At 40.5% G+C, this 16,471-nt stretch carries 16 protein-coding genes; 5 read left to right on the top strand and 11 right to left on the bottom strand.

The window, feature by feature from the left end:
- Nucleotides 1–339 precede the first annotated feature (339 nt).
- Both JWR61_RS18040 and JWR61_RS18045 read right to left on the bottom strand, forming a co-directional pair.
- Nucleotides 340–669: a hypothetical protein gene (locus JWR61_RS18040; RefSeq protein WP_301929140.1), complete on the bottom strand. Its 330-nt coding sequence runs from the start codon at nt 667–669 to the stop codon at nt 340–342.
- Nucleotides 670–740: 71 nt separating this feature from the next.
- Nucleotides 741–1,580: a multidrug effflux MFS transporter gene (locus JWR61_RS18045; protein ID WP_301929141.1), complete on the bottom strand. Its 840-nt coding sequence runs from the start codon at nt 1,578–1,580 to the stop codon at nt 741–743.
- A gap of 249 nt (nt 1,581–1,829) precedes the next feature.
- On the opposite strand from JWR61_RS18045, the gene fabG reads away from it, so the two are divergent.
- Complete coding sequence (fabG, locus tag JWR61_RS18050) at nt 1,830–2,585, top strand: 3-oxoacyl-[acyl-carrier-protein] reductase (RefSeq protein WP_301929142.1); 756 nt, start codon at nt 1,830–1,832, stop codon at nt 2,583–2,585.
- Nucleotides 2,586–2,645: 60 nt separating this feature from the next.
- Here the strand turns inward: fabG and JWR61_RS18055 are convergent, their stop codons facing one another.
- The 3 genes from JWR61_RS18055 to JWR61_RS18065 all read right to left on the bottom strand — a co-directional run bounded on the left by JWR61_RS18055 (nt 2,646) and on the right by JWR61_RS18065 (nt 5,420).
- On the bottom strand, nt 2,646–4,253 hold the full coding sequence (locus JWR61_RS18055; RefSeq protein WP_301929143.1) for a SulP family inorganic anion transporter: 1,608 nt from the start codon (nt 4,251–4,253) through the stop codon (nt 2,646–2,648).
- A 15-nt stretch (nt 4,254–4,268) separates the two neighbouring features.
- Entirely contained in the window at nt 4,269–4,922 is a 654-nt protein-coding gene (locus JWR61_RS18060; RefSeq protein ID WP_290339704.1) for a carbonic anhydrase, read from the bottom strand.
- A gap of 126 nt (nt 4,923–5,048) precedes the next feature.
- Nucleotides 5,049–5,420 carry a hypothetical protein gene (locus JWR61_RS18065; protein WP_301929144.1) on the bottom strand — a complete coding sequence of 124 codons (372 nt, stop codon included), beginning with the start codon at nt 5,418–5,420 and terminating at the stop codon, nt 5,049–5,051.
- A gap of 311 nt (nt 5,421–5,731) precedes the next feature.
- Here JWR61_RS18065 and JWR61_RS18070 point away from each other — a divergent pair, with 311 nt between their 5' ends.
- A complete protein-coding gene (locus JWR61_RS18070) occupies nt 5,732–6,367 on the top strand; it encodes a carbonic anhydrase (protein ID WP_290339702.1) in 636 nt (211 codons plus the stop codon).
- Nucleotides 6,368–6,387: 20 nt separating this feature from the next.
- Here the strand turns inward: JWR61_RS18070 and JWR61_RS18075 are convergent, their stop codons facing one another.
- The 4 genes from JWR61_RS18075 to metF form a co-directional block, all read right to left on the bottom strand.
- Nucleotides 6,388–7,017 (bottom strand): DNA-3-methyladenine glycosylase, encoded by a 630-nt coding sequence (locus JWR61_RS18075; RefSeq protein ID WP_301929145.1) that lies wholly within the window; start codon nt 7,015–7,017, stop codon nt 6,388–6,390.
- A 116-nt stretch (nt 7,018–7,133) separates the two neighbouring features.
- Entirely contained in the window at nt 7,134–7,907 is a 774-nt protein-coding gene (locus JWR61_RS18080) for an enoyl-CoA hydratase/isomerase family protein (protein WP_301929146.1), read from the bottom strand.
- A gap of 426 nt (nt 7,908–8,333) precedes the next feature.
- Nucleotides 8,334–8,912 carry an adenylate kinase gene (locus JWR61_RS18085; RefSeq protein ID WP_290339699.1) on the bottom strand — a complete coding sequence of 193 codons (579 nt, stop codon included), beginning with the start codon at nt 8,910–8,912 and terminating at the stop codon, nt 8,334–8,336.
- A gap of 155 nt (nt 8,913–9,067) precedes the next feature.
- Nucleotides 9,068–10,021: a methylenetetrahydrofolate reductase [NAD(P)H] gene (gene metF / locus JWR61_RS18090; protein WP_301929147.1), complete on the bottom strand. Its 954-nt coding sequence runs from the start codon at nt 10,019–10,021 to the stop codon at nt 9,068–9,070.
- 117 nt (nt 10,022–10,138) lie between these two features.
- On the opposite strand from metF, the gene lptB reads away from it, so the two are divergent.
- Complete coding sequence (lptB, locus tag JWR61_RS18095) at nt 10,139–10,951, top strand: LPS export ABC transporter ATP-binding protein (RefSeq protein ID WP_301929148.1); 813 nt, start codon at nt 10,139–10,141, stop codon at nt 10,949–10,951.
- A 74-nt stretch (nt 10,952–11,025) separates the two neighbouring features.
- Here the strand turns inward: lptB and yiaK are convergent, their stop codons facing one another.
- A complete protein-coding gene (gene yiaK / locus JWR61_RS18100) occupies nt 11,026–12,048 on the bottom strand; it encodes a 3-dehydro-L-gulonate 2-dehydrogenase (RefSeq protein WP_301929149.1) in 1,023 nt (340 codons plus the stop codon).
- A 66-nt stretch (nt 12,049–12,114) separates the two neighbouring features.
- Complete coding sequence (locus JWR61_RS18105; RefSeq protein WP_301929150.1) at nt 12,115–15,048, bottom strand: pitrilysin family protein; 2,934 nt, start codon at nt 15,046–15,048, stop codon at nt 12,115–12,117.
- 105 nt (nt 15,049–15,153) lie between these two features.
- Here JWR61_RS18105 and JWR61_RS18110 point away from each other — a divergent pair, with 105 nt between their 5' ends.
- Together JWR61_RS18110 and JWR61_RS18115 are read left to right on the top strand one after the other, a co-directional pair.
- Nucleotides 15,154–16,092: an alpha/beta hydrolase gene (locus tag JWR61_RS18110; RefSeq protein ID WP_301929151.1), complete on the top strand. Its 939-nt coding sequence runs from the start codon at nt 15,154–15,156 to the stop codon at nt 16,090–16,092.
- A gap of 7 nt (nt 16,093–16,099) precedes the next feature.
- On the top strand, nt 16,100–16,471 hold a 372-nt coding region (locus tag JWR61_RS18115; RefSeq protein ID WP_301929152.1), incomplete at its 3' end, for an S-adenosylmethionine:tRNA ribosyltransferase-isomerase.

Consider the following 16,471-nt stretch of genomic DNA (forward strand, 5'->3'; position numbering starts at 1 on the left):
GTAATTATTATAAACAGATAAACCAATGCGGTAGCTTTTGGTAAACACCCTTCCATAGCTGAAAACATGATCGTAATTGATAGATGGCTCCGGCACTTCAGAAATATAGCCTCCATAAATACTATTCATTTTTTTTTGTTGCTGACTGAACCCATTTTTGTTGCTACATGTAAAAAATAATAACAGGCAAAGACTGCCAATAATACTTCTGTTTGGTAAACTTCTCTTTATAAAATGCAGCATAAAATGAATATTACGCAAAAAAACATCGGCGGGATGATTTAGTGCTTGTATGGTTTAGTAAATAATTGTTTATGAAAAGGTTGTTACAAAACGCCCCTAATACTTTTCAATCATATCCAAAGTCTGTTCCTCTACATCTTCTGCCTTTACAGTAAAAGCTACTTTTCGGGTGCTGAAAAAAAGCAGCAACCATGCACTTGCAACACAGAAGGCCATCACACCTGCCAGCGGCATTACATTGTGTGGTGTAAACATTCCCACAGCGGCAGATGCCAATGCACCCATACCCATTTGTATGGCGCCCATTAATGCCGATGCACTGCCCGCATGTTTTGAAAAGGGCGCCATCGATAAGGCGGAAGCGTTGGGGAAATTGAATCCCTGGCAGCTGAGGTATACAAAAATTAATACAATGGTACTGTACACATTCAACCAATTAAAAGTCGCTGCTACAAAAAGCAATATCCCGGCAATGGTTTGTATACCAAGCGTAATTTTTACAATAGACTGACTACTGTATTTTTTAACAGACGGTTATTGAGCTGGCTGCAGGTAATTAATCCGGTAGCAATTAAAGCAAAAATACCACCGTATTGCTGTTCAGTTGTGCCAAAAAATTTCATAAATACATAAGGTGAACCGGCCAGGTAAGCAAATAAGCCGGCAGAAGAAATAGCACCCGTAACTGCGTATATAAAAAATTGCGGCTGCCATAGTACAATGCGAAAGCTTGAAAGAATTACTTGTGGCTTAAGCGAATAAGTCGGATCTGGCTGTTTGCTTTCCGGCAGGCCCATCGCAATGGCCGCAACAAGCAGCACAGCCAAAATAGTTAAGATGATAAAAATCGCATGCCAGCCAAAATGGGTGATGATATAACTTCCGGCTGTAGGTGCAATAATGGGTGATACGCCCAAAATTAAAATCATGTAAGAAAATATTTTTGCGCTTTCTTCCACCGGGAACAAATCCCTGATAATGGCCCTGGGCGCTACCATGCTGACACAGCCGCCAATTGCCTGCAAAAAACGCAATGCAATCAATACTTCTACCGATGTGGTAAATACACAGCCGATTGTAGCCAGGATATACAAAATCATCCCGGTATATAAAGGCATTTTTCTTCCGTAACGGTCAAGCAACGGTCCGCACAACACTTGGCCGATACAGACTCCAATAAAAAAACTGGACAACGAATAGGCTACATTTTCGATGGAAGTGTGCAGGTCCTTTGCAATGGCCGGGAAACCCGGCAGGTACATGTCAATTGAAAAAGGTGCAATGGCCGACAGGAAGCCAAGTATCAAGATAATAGTAGTTCTGTTTTTTAAATGCATGTTGCAGATGGAGTATTGATGAGCAAAAATATTTTTAGTTTAGCAGAATGCTGGTTTTATTTTTTGTACAGGCTTAGTTGGCTACGTTTAACATCGCTATTAGGTTCATTCAGATTATTATGAGATGTTGAAGACGTTATGTCCTCAGGTTAAAGCTTGGTTGAATAATTCACTGCCTCTGCAATTTCAGTGTGGTTAAGGTTGTAATGATTGATTTATTTACTTTTGTTGCCAACTTAAAAGATTTATATGAAATTATTAGCGGGAAAAGTAGCGATCATTACCGGCGCAGCACGCGGTATTGGCGAGGGCATTGCAATTAAGTTTGCAGAACAGGGTGCGTCTGTAGCATTTACCTATGTAAGCGATAGCAGCACGGAAAGAGCGAAATCACTGGAAGCAAAACTGGTAGCTTTGGGTGTAAAAGCAAAAGCTTACCAAACCAATGCTGGTGACTATGCAGCCTGCGAAATTTTTGTAAATGATGTTTTGAAAGAATTTGGACAAATAGATATTTGCGTAAACAATGCCGGTATATCAAAAGATAATTTGTTACTGCGCATGACGCCGGACCAATGGGATGATGTGATGCAGACTAACCTGAAAAGTGTTTTCAACATGACCAAGCAGGTGATACGCCCGATGATGAAAGCAAAGAGCGGCAGCATTATTAATATGAGCAGCGTGATTGGCGAAATGGGTAACGCCGGTCAAAGCAGCTATGCCGCCAGCAAAGCCGGTGTTATTGGCTTTACAAAAAGCATTGCCAAAGAATTGGGCAGCCGCAATATCCGCTGCAATGCCATTGCACCGGGTTTTGTTGAAACCGACATGACGAGTTATTTACAGGATGGCGCCGCTGCTGATAAATATAAAGCAAGTATTCCTTTGGGCCGTTTTGCTACCACCGAAGATATTGCCAACGTCACCTTGTTTTTGGCAAGTGAGTTAAGCAGCTATATTACAGGGCAAACTATCAGCGCATGTGGTGGGTTGAATATTTAAGCTACCAGAAATGAAGAGGCTATATCAAAACCACGATACAGCCTCTTTTTATTTTTGCCTTTAGTGAACAGACTGCACATTGAGTTCATTTTCTATCTGGTATTTTTCTTTAAAACCAACCAGCTTGCTGTTAATGTTTTTTATTGGTGCTTTGATGTCCCTGAATTCTTTTATCAGTTCCAGCACATCAAAATCTATATAGGTGGTATTACTTGCGTCAATGGTTACCGTTGCGTTTTTTGGTAGCTGATCAAGCGTTTCCCTGATGGCTGCTTTATTTAAAAACGATACTTCCTCTGACAAATGAATTTTTATCAGGTCACCTTCATGGTGCTTTTCTTTATGAAAAAAGTAGGAATTTTTAAGATTGCCATGCAGGATGGCGCCAAAGGCTGCAACTATTCCGGCTATTACACCTATCAGTAACCCTTTTCCGCTTACGGCCGGCACTACCCCAAACAAATCGATGGCAATAATTACAATAACCGTTACAAAAAAAGGAATGTATTGAAACCTGCCGTTTTTAACGGTTTGCGTAAACACTGCAGGCTTAGCCAATTTATAGCCAGTGAGTAATAAAATTGCCGCCAGGGCCGACAAAGGAATTTTATTCAACAGAGAAGGGATTAAAATAACACTTACCAGCAAAAGCAAACCATGAAAAACAGCAGACAACTTGCTTTTTGCTCCGGCATTCACATTGGCGCTGCTTCTCACAATTACACTGGTAATGGGCAGACCGCCGATTAATCCCGCCACAGCGTTACCGATTCCCTGCGCAACCAGCTCCCGGTTGGTATTGGTTACACGCCGCTCCGGGTCCAGGTTGTCGATTGCTTCAATGCTTAGCAACGTCTCCAGTGATGCAATGATGGCAATAGCAAAACCATACACAATAATCTTGCTGTCAACAAAGCCGGAAAAATCCGGGAAGGTAAAAAAACCTAGAAACTCTGCTGGTGTTGACGCTGCTTTTATTTGCACCAGGTGCTCATTTTGTACAGCGAGTATGCTGCCTGTGCTAATCCATAATTGGTTAATTAAAATAGCAGCAATTACCGCAACCAGTGCACCGGGTATAAAAGGCAGTCTTTTTTTGATGGCTGGTTTCTCCCACAACAACATGATGACGATAGAAATGATGCAGATAAGTGTTACTCCCATTTCAATATGTTGCAAAGGCTGTAAAAACTCATGCATGTTTTCACTTCCGTAGGGCAACAACTCGGTGATATTTCCCTTTTCGTCTTTATCGTATCCAAAAGCATGAGGTATCTGCTTGGCGACAATTAATATCCCGATGCTGGTAAGCATGCCTTTAATAACACTGGAAGGAATATAATTGGCAATACCCCCCATTTTTCCAATGCCCATCAGCACCTGCAAAATGCCTGCGATTAATACGGCACATAAAAAAAGCCTGAAATCGCCGATGGTTGTAATGGCACCCAATACCAGCGCCGCCAGGCCTGCGGCCGGTCCGCTTACACTTAACTGGGAGTTGCTCAAAAGGCCTATCACAATACCGCCTGTAATACCCGAAATAATACCACTAAAAAATGGAGCCCCCGATGCCAGTGCAATACCCAGGCACAGCGGCAACGCCACCAGGAATACCACCAACCCGGATGGCAAATCTGTTTTGAAATTTTTTGTATTGAGTTGCATTTGATGTAATCAGTTTTAAACGTGAGCAAATAGTTTTTCTTCCTGTTGTTTTTTAGTAAGATTTTTAAAGAAATCAACTTTGCCATTGTCTACATTGTACACGCCGCCGATAAGGCCAATCTCTCCCTTTTTAAACATGTCTTTTACAATCTCACTTTGGTTCAGTATTTCTTCCAGGCTGTTTTCTACATTGGCATAAGCCACTTTATCGCTGAACAAATAACTATCGTCATATAACAGCGATTTGCTGATGGAAGGTTGGATTCTTTTTAACAGGCCGGTAATATGGCCGTCTGTTACGTTTTGCTTTGCACTTTTAATAGCACCGCATTCCGTATGCCCCAGCACCATCAATACTTTTGAACCTACATATTTTACAGCATATTCAATACTGGCCAGTATATCATTATTTACGATATTGCCTGCCACCCTTATGCTAAAAAGATCTCCGAGCCCCTGGTCAAATATTAACTCTACGGATGTACGGGAGTCCATGCAGCTTAATATTACTGCGAACGGGTACTGGCCTTCCCTGGTTTGATTGATCAGCTCCAGGTGGTCGTGATCATTGTTAAGATTACCGATAAATCTTTCATTGCCTTCCAGCAATAATTCGTAAGCCTGGCTGGGCGTAAGATTGTCTAAGAATTCTTGTGAATGCTTTCTCATGTATATAAATATTAGGTGGCAGCTACCGCAAAACAGTAACAGTACCACAATGAATAATTGGTTAAAATAAATAATCAGGAACAGCCAGTAATAAGCCTGGCTCAGTTAATCAGAATTCAAATGGAATTAGGCCACATTAGGTGGAGGAACGAGGAGTTCGCCATGAAAGGCGATGTAGGTACCGGCATTTTCGAGCTTATGGTACAGGGAAACAACGGTGAAGAAAATATGAGTAGCATGATGTGCATGCAAAAACTCTTCTGATAAATTACTGCTGACAGGCGCTTTTTCTTCTACAGAATTGCTCCCATCTTCATCGCCGGTTTCATTCTGGTCATCGTTTGCGGAAGGAGTAACCGAAAAAGCTTTTTGTTGTTTGGCAAGTTTTTGCTGAACAGATAAAACAAATGGAGTACTTACCGTAAGCCATAGCAATGTCATCATCAAAAAGATGGCGGTCGCTTTTTTAAATAGTGTATATGACTTTTTACTCTTCATTTTATCAGCCGCAAATTAGCAATTTAGTCTGTTGCAACCAAACCGTTTTTCTATGGGCTGCATATTTTAACGTTTGAGGTAAATTTTTGTTGCGTGATTAGGAACAACAATAGTATATTCTGAAATGCTGGCTGATACTATGTTTCTAACATTTTTTGCGTTTACATCGTCATCTATCTGTTCTTGCTTTATTTGTTTATCACATCAGTTTTTACCCGTTTACTATATAAATTTTCGCATCCCGAAAACCATACTACACTCCGCTGCATTTTTAAAATGATTAACTGCTATTTTTGTGTAAAGGCATTAACATGAAAACATACGAAGTATTATTGAATGAAAATAAAGCGTGGGCAAAAGGAAAAGTGGCTGTTGATCCCGATTTTTTTAAACGACTGTCTGAACTGCAAACACCCGAGTTTTTATGGATTGGCTGCAGCGACAGCAGGGTGCCGGCAAATGAAATCACTGGTACACAACCGGGTGAAATTTTTGTGCATCGCAATATTGCCAACCTGGTTATACATACCGATGTCAACTTATTAAGCGTACTGGATTTCGCTGTGGTGCATTTAAAAGTAAAACATGTTATTGTTTGCGGGCATTATGGTTGCGGAGGTGTAAAAGCTGCTATGAGCAATAATAATTATAGCCAGGTATTAAATATGTGGCTGCGAAATATAAAAGACGTTTACCGGCACAACAAGGAAGAACTGAACGATATAGCAGATGAAAATTTGCGTACAGACAGGCTTACAGAATTAAGTGTGATTGAACAGGTGCAGCGTTTAGCGAAAACATCCATTATTCAAAAAGCCTGGAAGGAGCGCAACAGCCCGGATTTACATGGTTGGGTATATGGATTAAAAGATGGATTGATTAACCCTGTTTTTGAAATGAAAGCAAATGCTGAAATTGATCCGCTTTACAAATACAATGATCTTTAAAAGTTAAAGCGGCAGTAATGTTAACCTTGCCGGTTTCTTTTACAGAGATAGGCATGCCATAAAATATAAGCGGCAATTGATTGATAAGGCTTCCATTTTTCTGCAATCAATGCAATGGACTCTTTGCCTGTTTCCGTTGATAAATTCTTTACTTCTTTTACACTTGTCAGTAAGGCGATATCACCTAATGGAAATATATCGCAGCGGTGCAACACCATCATCAGGTAAACATCGGTACTCCAGTTTCCAATCCCTTTTATCTTTGTTAGTATTGATTTTACTGCATCATTGCTGAGCGATTGCAACTGATCCAGGTTAAGTTCACCCCTTATGAATTCACTTGCCAGGTGCCGGCAATACACAATTTTTTGCCTGCTGAAATAACAGGCTTTTAGTTCCGCATCTGATAATGCCAGCAGATTCTCCGGTGTTATATCAACAATTTTTTCTTTAATTTTTTTTAATGCCGCCAATGCGCTTGCCAGCGAAACCTGTTGTTCTAAAATGATGTGTATAAGCGTTTCAAAACTGGCAGCCCTTGTCCATAACGGCGGATAACCATGTTGCTGAATAACCAGGTTCAGGTCCTGATCAAGTGACGCCAGCTGATCACAAAGCGCTATAAAATTCTTTTCTGAAAAAGATTCCATTATACAAAGGCAATAAAAAAGCAATCAGCCCTGGCTTACCAGGGCTGATTTATGATTGTAAAAATTAAACAATTGATATTTCCATTTCCTGAAAAAAGTACGGGAACAAAGCAAGTCTACACTTTTGCTCTGAATTTTTCGATGGCTTTTTTGGTAAAAGATCCCAGGGCCAGTTTACCACTAATGGCGGCCCTTTCTCTTAACAGCTCATCCCAGTGTTCCGTTCCGTGCCATAACATTTTTTTCATTTCCGCCATGGCGTCCGGGCTATTATGCGAAAGGTGATTGGCAAGCCGGAAAATAGATTCATCCATATTTTCTACAGTTTCATGCACTTCTGCAAACATGCCTTTTCTTTTTGCCCAGTCACTGTTACGCCACATGGTGGCATCTATGGAAAGGGCGCTGAATGCGGCTGTTCCGATTTTACGCTCAACTGCAGGACCTATTACAAAAGGTCCTATGCCCATTTCCAGCTCACTTAATTTTATGTCTGCATGTGCGGTAGCAATGGCGTAATCCACCGCTGCGGTTATTCCTACGCCCCCGCCCACACATTTTCCATGTATGCGGCCAATTACAAATTTGCTGCTTTTTCGAATGGCGTTAATTACGTTTGCAAAGCCCATGAAAAACTGGGTTGCTTCAGCTTCTGTTTTCATGTCGGCCAGTTCATCAAAACTTGCCCCCGCACAAAAAGATTTATCCCCACCACTTTTTAAAATAATCACTTTTGTTTCAGCATGCGATCCTGCAAAATGAATTTCTTTCGCCAGGGCTTCTACATTTTTATTGGGTAAAGAATTGCCTTTGGGATGAAAAAATTCAATTGTTGTAATGCCCTGGTGGGTTTCTGTTTGTACATACCCTTCTTTTAGTTCCTGTAACATGGATTTTATTTTTTAGGTTGTCAGTTTTAACTACTGATTATCATCAATATTGTTGCCAATCACAATTATGTCTTCATTGCACTTACGGCAGCTATTTCGCAGGAGATTGTGGTGACACTGGCAAACAAATATGCTGATATAATTGCCCGGCTGTAATGATGGTATCAATCGTTTCGGATATAAATCTACAACCAAAAGCGGTTTGGATAATGTAAATTCAAATAATAAATAACAGTCTTGAATATGGAAGAAACAAAACCATGGTAATAGAAAAAGCTGACTGCATTACAAAAGGAAGCAGTCATTGAAAGCTGTTATTGCTTTTTAGATGATTTATTCCATTCAGGATAACAAAAAAAACGCAAGCCATAGAGCTTGCGTTTTTTAATATCATCAAAATAGATGTTCTGATGCAACTATCTGTAATCAGTCTAACCTCGAATCAATTTCAGTACACAATACTTCAAAAATGTGTTCTACTCCTCCTTCTCCTTTTATCAATACTACTTTATTAAATCTCCTGTAATAATCAGCCACAGCAGCGGTTTTACTGTTGTATTCAGCAATTCTTGCCCTTATTACCGTTTCGTTATTATCGTCACTTCTTCCACTTGTCTCTCCTCTTTTTACAAGGCGTTTTACCAATTCTTCTTCACTAACTTCAAGCGCCAGCATCACTGCAATCGACGTCTTTTTAAGATCCAGCAATTTGTCGAGCGCTTCTGCCTGTTTGTCGGTGCGGGGAAACCCATCAAATAAAAATCCTTTTGACTGCGGGTTATTGTCGAGCGCAGAACTGATCATTCCTATTACTACTTCATCCGGCACCAGCTGGCCTTTATCCATTATTTTTTTGGCTTCCATACCAAGTGGTGTTTGCTGGCTTATTTCTCCCCTCAATAAATCTCCTGTGCTGAGATGTTTTAAACCGTACCTGGCAATTAGTTTTTCACTTTGAGTACCCTTTCCACTTCCGGGAGGACCAAATAGTATAAGATTGAACATATATATCTACGAAGCTTGCGTGAATGACAAATATAATATAGGATGTTTAAAAACTGTTTAACATTTTAAATTAACTGTTGAAAATCATCAATAATTGTACAAATAGCATTTAAGTTTATCAATGAATAACATGCATCAGAAACGCCCGATCGCTGCTATACTAATTCTTTCACTACATTATAAATCACCTTCGGCTTGCCTAATGTATAATAATGTAACACCGGTACACCAGATTGCTTTAGTTCTTTCGATTGCTGTATAAGCCATTCAGTACCGATCTTTTCAACCTCTTCATCCGTTTTGGCCGCTGTAATGGCATTGGATAATACGGTTGGTATATCTACGTGAAATACTTTTGGTAAAATAGTCAGCTGCTTTTTATTGGTAATGGGTTTAAGACCTGGTATGATAGGTACATGAATGCCCATATCCCTGCAATTCTGCACAAAATCAAAAAATTTCTGGTTATTAAAAAACATCTGCGTCATAATATAGTCCGCGCCGGCATCAACTTTTTCTTTTAAATGCATCAGGTCGGTTTCTAAATTAGGTGCCTCAAAGTGTTTTTCCGGATACCCTGCGGTGCCGATACAAAAATCAGGCTTGCCACCATTTTTGATGTCTTCTTCCTGGTAAATGCCGTTTTTTAAATTGACAACCTGCCTTAAAAGGTCCACTGCATAAGCATTTCCATCGGGTTCTGGTTCAAAATTGGCTTCATTTTTAGCCGCATCGCCTCTTAACACCAATACATTATCAATACCTAAAAAGTTAAGATCAATCAGTGCATCTTCAGTATCTCTTTTACTAAACCCGCCGCAAATTAAATGCGGTACGGTATCAATATTATAATGATTTTTTAATGCCGCACAAATAGCTACTGTACCAGGCCGCTTGCGCACTTCTACCTTTTCAAAGGTACCGTCAGCCTTTTTCTTAAACATAGTTTCGCTGCGGTGATAGGTAACATTTATAAACGATGGCTTAAACTCCATTAAAGGATCTAAGTGATTGTAGATGGACTGGATGGTTTTACCCTTTAACGGCGGTAAAATTTCGAAAGACACAAGCGTTTTGGTAGCCTGTTCAATGTGTTCTGTAATTTTCATGATCTCAAAATATCTGCAAACATAGTTAAGTAGCAATAAAGCACAAACTGCTGTTAAATATAAATGACCTGTAGCCCTTATAGCGGTTTACATTATTTTTGTGGCAAATCGATCATTTTGAGTTTAACTATTTACACTAAAAACCTGGTAAAGATTTATGGCAGCCGTACGGTTGTTGACAATGTAAGCTTCAATGTACAACAAGGTGAAATTGTTGGCTTGCTGGGCCCTAACGGGGCAGGTAAAACCACATCGTTTTACCAGGTGGTGGGATTGATTAAACCGGATGAAGGGGAAGTTTTTTTAAACGACATCAACATAACAAAACTGCCCATGTATAAAAGGGCCAAGATGGGTATTGGCTATTTGCCGCAGGAAGCAAGCATTTTCAGAAAGTTAAGTGTAGAAGACAACCTGAAAGCTGTGCTGGAAATGACGAAGCTTACCAAGCTGGAACAACGGGACAAACTGGAATCACTGCTGGATGAATTTCGTTTGCAGCTGGTAAGAAAAAACAATGGTGATACGTTAAGTGGCGGCGAAAGAAGAAGGACTGAAATAGCAAGGGCGCTGGCGGTTGACCCTAAATTTATTTTACTGGATGAACCGTTTGCAGGCGTTGACCCTATTGCCGTAGAAGATATACAAACCATAGTTGCCCGCTTAAAATTCAGGAATATTGGCATCCTGATTACAGATCATAACGTAAACGAAACGCTTTCTATTTGCGACAGGGCTTACCTGCTGATTGATGGTAAAATATTTAAACACGGTACCGCTGAAGAACTGGCCGGTGATGAGCAGGTAAGAAGATTATACCTCGGTAAAAACTTTGAATTAAAAAGAAAAGATTATTTACACGAAGAAGCAAAAAACGAAAACACGATGGACACTTCCAGAGGTATTCCCGAAATATTGGATGGATTTTAATTTGCGGGATTCTGTAAAGAACCACATGCCTATTTGTAAAGCCGGATATTAATTTTAAAACAAGATCAGCAATTTTATAAAGCTTTTATTTTCTCCCAAACTTTTTCCGCTACAGGAATTCCTTTTTCCAGATTTTCTTTACGGGTTATCATTACACGCTCGCCGGGATAAATGATTTTTTTGCCCGGCTCCACTGGCACGGACTGGTGATAATCGGCAATGATTTGCTGCAACAGTAAATCGATGGATCTAAAATTATTCAGTGCTTTTAAATCAATGGCGATAAAAATTTGCGAAAGTCCGGTTTCCATTGCTTGTTTGCTGATGTCTTTTACCGCATTGCCTGCGGATAACAAAGCAGCCAGCATATCAAGTAAAAGAGATAATCCTGCACCTTTCCAATATCCCATCGGCAAGCCTTTTTTTGATTGCATTATCACCTGCGGATCATGGGTAACATTGCCTTCCAAATCGTATCCTCCGGCTACCGCCAGTTGTTCATTTTTTAATGAGGCCATTTCAATTGCGCCGAAAGAATACTGCGACATGGCCATGTCAAGCACAATCCCTTCCCCTGCATAAGGAATCGCTATCACCAGTGGGTTATTGCCTAACCTGTTATCATTTGCATTCCATGCCGGCATATTGGCAATGGTATTTGACCAGCCGATAAAAACAAACCCCTCCTTTGCTGCTTTCCAGCCATACAAGCCGCCCCGCATCCAGTGATTGGTATTGCCAAGCGCTACACAGCCGATGCCATTTTTGCCTGCAAGCACCATGGCTCTTTCAGTCGCCTGCAATGCATTCAGCGGTCCTGGCCCCAGGTTACCATTCCATTGTTCAATACCGCCAAAGCCGGAAACGTTGACTGGTTCAGCATTTGGCAACACACCGCCGGATTTTACATACTCAATAAATTTAGGAAATCGGTTTACACCGTGCGAATACACGCCGTCAATGCTATTGGTTGTAAAAACTTCTGCACATGCGGTTGCTTTTTCTTTTGTAAATCCGTTTGCCAACAGAATGCGTAGAAATTCTGCAGTTAATGCTATTGGCTGTAATCTGATAAATACCGGTGTATCTGTTTTCATACATTCGTTTTTTAAATAAGTAATGGCCGGTGTTCCTACCGGCCATTACTAAAATAATTCAATTTATTAATAGCCGAATATCTCTTCCAGGCTTAGTTTTTTTACTTCGCCATATTTTGACATATCTGCATCGCTTACTTTTTTATCAGATGCTACCACGCAATACGTGTAAGGTTTGTTGGCAACATAACTGCTGTGAAATTTTTTCAGTTCGTCATATCCAATTCCATCAACAGCCTCATAGGTTTTCTTGCGGATATCATAGTCGAGCCCTTTGCGTTGCGCCGCTAAATAATTATAGATAATTCCATCCTGGGTAATACGGCCTGTTTCAATATCTTTTTTAATGCCTGCTTTGGCCACCTTGATGTTCTCTACCACATTCGGCAGATCATTCAGCAACTCATTCATGGCAACAATTGATTCATTAAATTTATCCGCCTGGCAGCCCACGTAAGCGAGGGTATAAAAAGGATCTTCCTTTTTATCTGGTATCGCATAAAATGCAAAAGTGGAGTAAGCCAGGGCCTTTGATTCACGAATGGTTTGAAATACCAGGGCGGCCATTCCACCACCAAAATAATTATTAAAAATATCAACCACCGGTTCTTCGTCGGCATTGTAAGTATTGGTGTTGCGTACCCACCGGATTTCAGATTGAACCATGTTATAGTCGGCAAACAACACCTGGTTTTTGGTTTGTGTTGCATTGGTAAATTTCACTTTTTCAGGAGCTGCTTTAAATGCAACCGGTATAACATGCAATTGCTTTAAACCTGCAGTTAAAGGAGCCAGCAACTGCGGACCATAATAAATAATTTTGTGCGAATAACTGTTTAAATCATGCAGCATATCCACCAGTTCTGCAGAAGTTGTATTTTTTAAATCTGCTTCGCTCAGAGAGTAATTAAATGGATTAGTGGCACCGTAGCGTGCGTATGCAACGAGCCCACTCATAATGGCTCCCTTGTTCAGCTTGGCATCCGATCTTGATTTTAAAATGCGGGCCTTCAAAGCTGCCAAAGCTGTTTCATCCGGCTGGCAGTTTTTTAGCAAGCTTTCAAAAAGCGTTACGGCTTTGGTAAAATTTTCCTGCAGGCCTTCAATACTTACTGTAGTAAATTCAGCGCCCGCGCTGACAGAAAAACTACACGCAATTTTATAAAATTCTTTCGTGATGTCTTCCGCACTCATCTTACCAGTTCCTAAAAATTGCAGGTATTGTGCTGCCAGTCCCAATTTTTTATTGTTCCAGGTGCCCATATCAAACCTATACTGCATCCTGAAAATTGCATTGTCTTTATTCTGAACATACAACACTTCTGCAGGTCCCAGTTTGCCTTTTTGCAGATCTTTTGTGTAATCAAGAAAAACAGGTTTCAGCGGTGCGGCAGGCATGCTGTTAACGGCTTTTACAAAAGGAGATTGTGAATCCCGGTTGGTTTCAACTGGTGTGATAGCCGGCTTATCAACCTTTACTATATTTTTATCTTCTCCTTTGCGTTTAAAAATCACGATATAATTTTCCTGGAAATATTTGTTGGCAAAAGCTACTATATCTTTTTTAGTCAATTTAGATAATTGATCTGTGTAGGCTACCTGGTCTTTCCAGTCCAGTTCAGAAGTAAATGCATCCATTAAATCGCTCGCCCTTGAATCGTAAGACTCTGTTGCCAGGATTTTAATTTTCTTTTGATTGTTAATGATGGATGTAATGAGGCCATCATCAAAGTTGCCTTTTTTAAGTTTATCAATTTCTCCCAGCATCAAAGCTTTCACATCTTCCAGCGACTGCCCTTGTGTTGGTGTTCCCTGCATAAATAATACGCCATAATCAATCAATGTAAATGCGGATGCAGATGCCCTTAATAATTTTTGCTTTTTTACAAGGTTCAAATCCATCAACCCCGCTTTACCATTTGTAAGTATCTGCCCCACCAAATCTGCTAGCAGCACATCTTTCGATTTGTTGCCCGGCAAACGGTAGCCAATTGAAATACTCTCAGCATCTGGTCCAACAACTTCTTCCGTAACGGGTGCCGTAATAGGCTGCTCCGGATCGAACTTGTAGGGCGGCACAGGTTTATTTTGCATATAGGCAAAAGCCTTATCAATTTTTTTAATCATGACATCGGCGTCAAAATCGCCCGACATAATTACGCCCATATTATTGGGTACATAATAAGTGTTGAAATATTTCCTGATTTCCAGCAGTGATGGATTCTTTAAGTGTTCAATTGTTCCGATGGTAGTCTGTCTGCCGTAATTGTTATTCTTAAACAAGCCGGAAAATAATTTCTCCCGTACCTTCCTGGCATCATTGTCTAAAGTGCGGTTTTTTTCCTCGTATACTGCTTCCAGTTCGGTATGAAATATCCTGAACTGGGGGTTGCGAAAACGTTCGCCTTGTACTGCCAGGTATTTATCAACTGCGTTGGACGGTACATCATCTGTGTAAACGGTTTGTTCAAAAGAGGTAAAGGCATTGGTGCCCTGCGCCCCCATGGACGACATCATTTTGTCGTATTCATTGGCTATAGCAAAACTGGCAGCCTTACCCGAAACGGAATCAATGCTATGATAAATACTTCTGCGTAAAGCGGTATCTGCTGTATGATTGTACTGCTCATACAAATCGTCTATCTTATCCAATTCCGGTTTTTCTTTTGCCCAATCCAGCGAACCGAATTTATCAGTGCCTTTAAAGAGCATATGCTCCAGGTAATGCGCTAACCCGGTATGATCAGCGGGATCAGTTTTACTGCCTGCTTTTGTGGCGATGTAACACTGTATCCTGGGGTCTTTTGCGGTGGGACTTAAGATAACGGTAAGTCCGTTTTTGAGTTTGTAAAACCTGGCCTTTGCCGGATCGCCAGTTACGTATTTATAAGTGTACCCGTTGCTGGTGGCTTGTTTCCACTCATGACCAGCAGTTTGAGAAAAGAGGGTGTTGCCCGTAAACAACAATAATAAAATCAACACATTTTTGATGCTTTGCATAAAGAACATTTAATAATAGAAGGTGAATTCTAAAAATACATTATAAACCGCATACAGAAATACCATTCAAAACATTCTTATTTTTACCTCCAAAACACTAAGCAAATGAAACTGCTGATTAAAATATTGCTGCGCACATTGCTGACAATATTTATTCTTGTTAATATCATTACTGCGTTTCACGCCTATAAGTTTACTCATTTTTATAATGCAGCAGATGTTGCCGTAAAGCAACAAAAAACAGGGTGGGATAAAACAGAAGATATTTTGTTCGGGATTAATGTGGCCAAAAAGCCAGATTCTATCACAAACACAGTAGCATCGCAGACAATATATCTTTATACAAAAGACAGTATACAACTGGAAGGCTGGTGGATCAAAACCACGGACACCGCCAAAGGCACGGTTATTTTATTTCATGGCCACGGAAGCACCAAGGCCGGAATTTTGCTGGAATCAGAAGAGTTTAGAAAAATGGGATACAATACGCTGCTGATGGATTTCAGGGCGCACGGCAACAGCGGCGGCAACACTACTACTATCGGGTATTATGAAGCTGAAGATGTGCAGCTTGCCTACGATTTTATAAAAAACAAGGGAGAGAAAAATATCGTGCTATGGGGAATATCCATGGGTGCAGCCGCTGTTTCAAAAGCCATCAATGACTATAATTTGCCGGCGAACAAGATTATACTGGAAATGCCCTTTGGCAGCATTTTACAAGCTGCTGAAGGCAGAATAAAAATGATGCAGTTACCACCGGAACCGCTGGCTGCCTTCATTACTTTTTGGGGTGGTACCGAACATGGTTTCTGGGCCTTTGGTATGAAACCAGCCGAGTTTGTAAAAAAAATAAACTGCCCGGTTTTACTGCAGTGGGGCCGCAAGGATCCGCGTGTTACACAGGCTGAAACGGATTTGATTTACGCTAACATAGTTGCCCCCAAAAAGTTGGTTGTATACGATAATGCAGGCCATGAATCTTTATGTGAAAAAGAAAATGCAAAATGGCTGAGTGAAGTGCAAGACTTTCTTAAAAACTAACTACCGCATGCATCCGCAAAATATTGCTATTATAGATTATACCTACTCGCTTCCCGAAGAAAAAATTGCCGCATTTCCGCTTGCAGACAGAGATGCATCCAAATTACTGGTGTATAAAAACGGCAATATGCAGCAGCATCTTTATAAAAATATTGCTGACTATTTACCTGCTGAAAGCTTGCTTGTTTTCAATAATACCAAGGTAATTCCAGCCAGGATCTTATTTCAAAAATCAACCGGTGGCGTCATCGAAATCTTTTGCCTGGAACCTTATGAAGCCAATAAGGATTACACCAGCATCATGAGTAAAAAAGGAAGCGTGCGCTGGAAATGCATGATAGGGGGAGCAGGTAAATGGAAACAGGGATCATTGATAAAA

It is taken from the genome of Ferruginibacter sp. (genome assembly GCF_028288465.1).
In the GTDB taxonomy this organism is placed as follows: Bacteria; Bacteroidota; Bacteroidia; order Chitinophagales; family Chitinophagaceae; genus Ferruginibacter.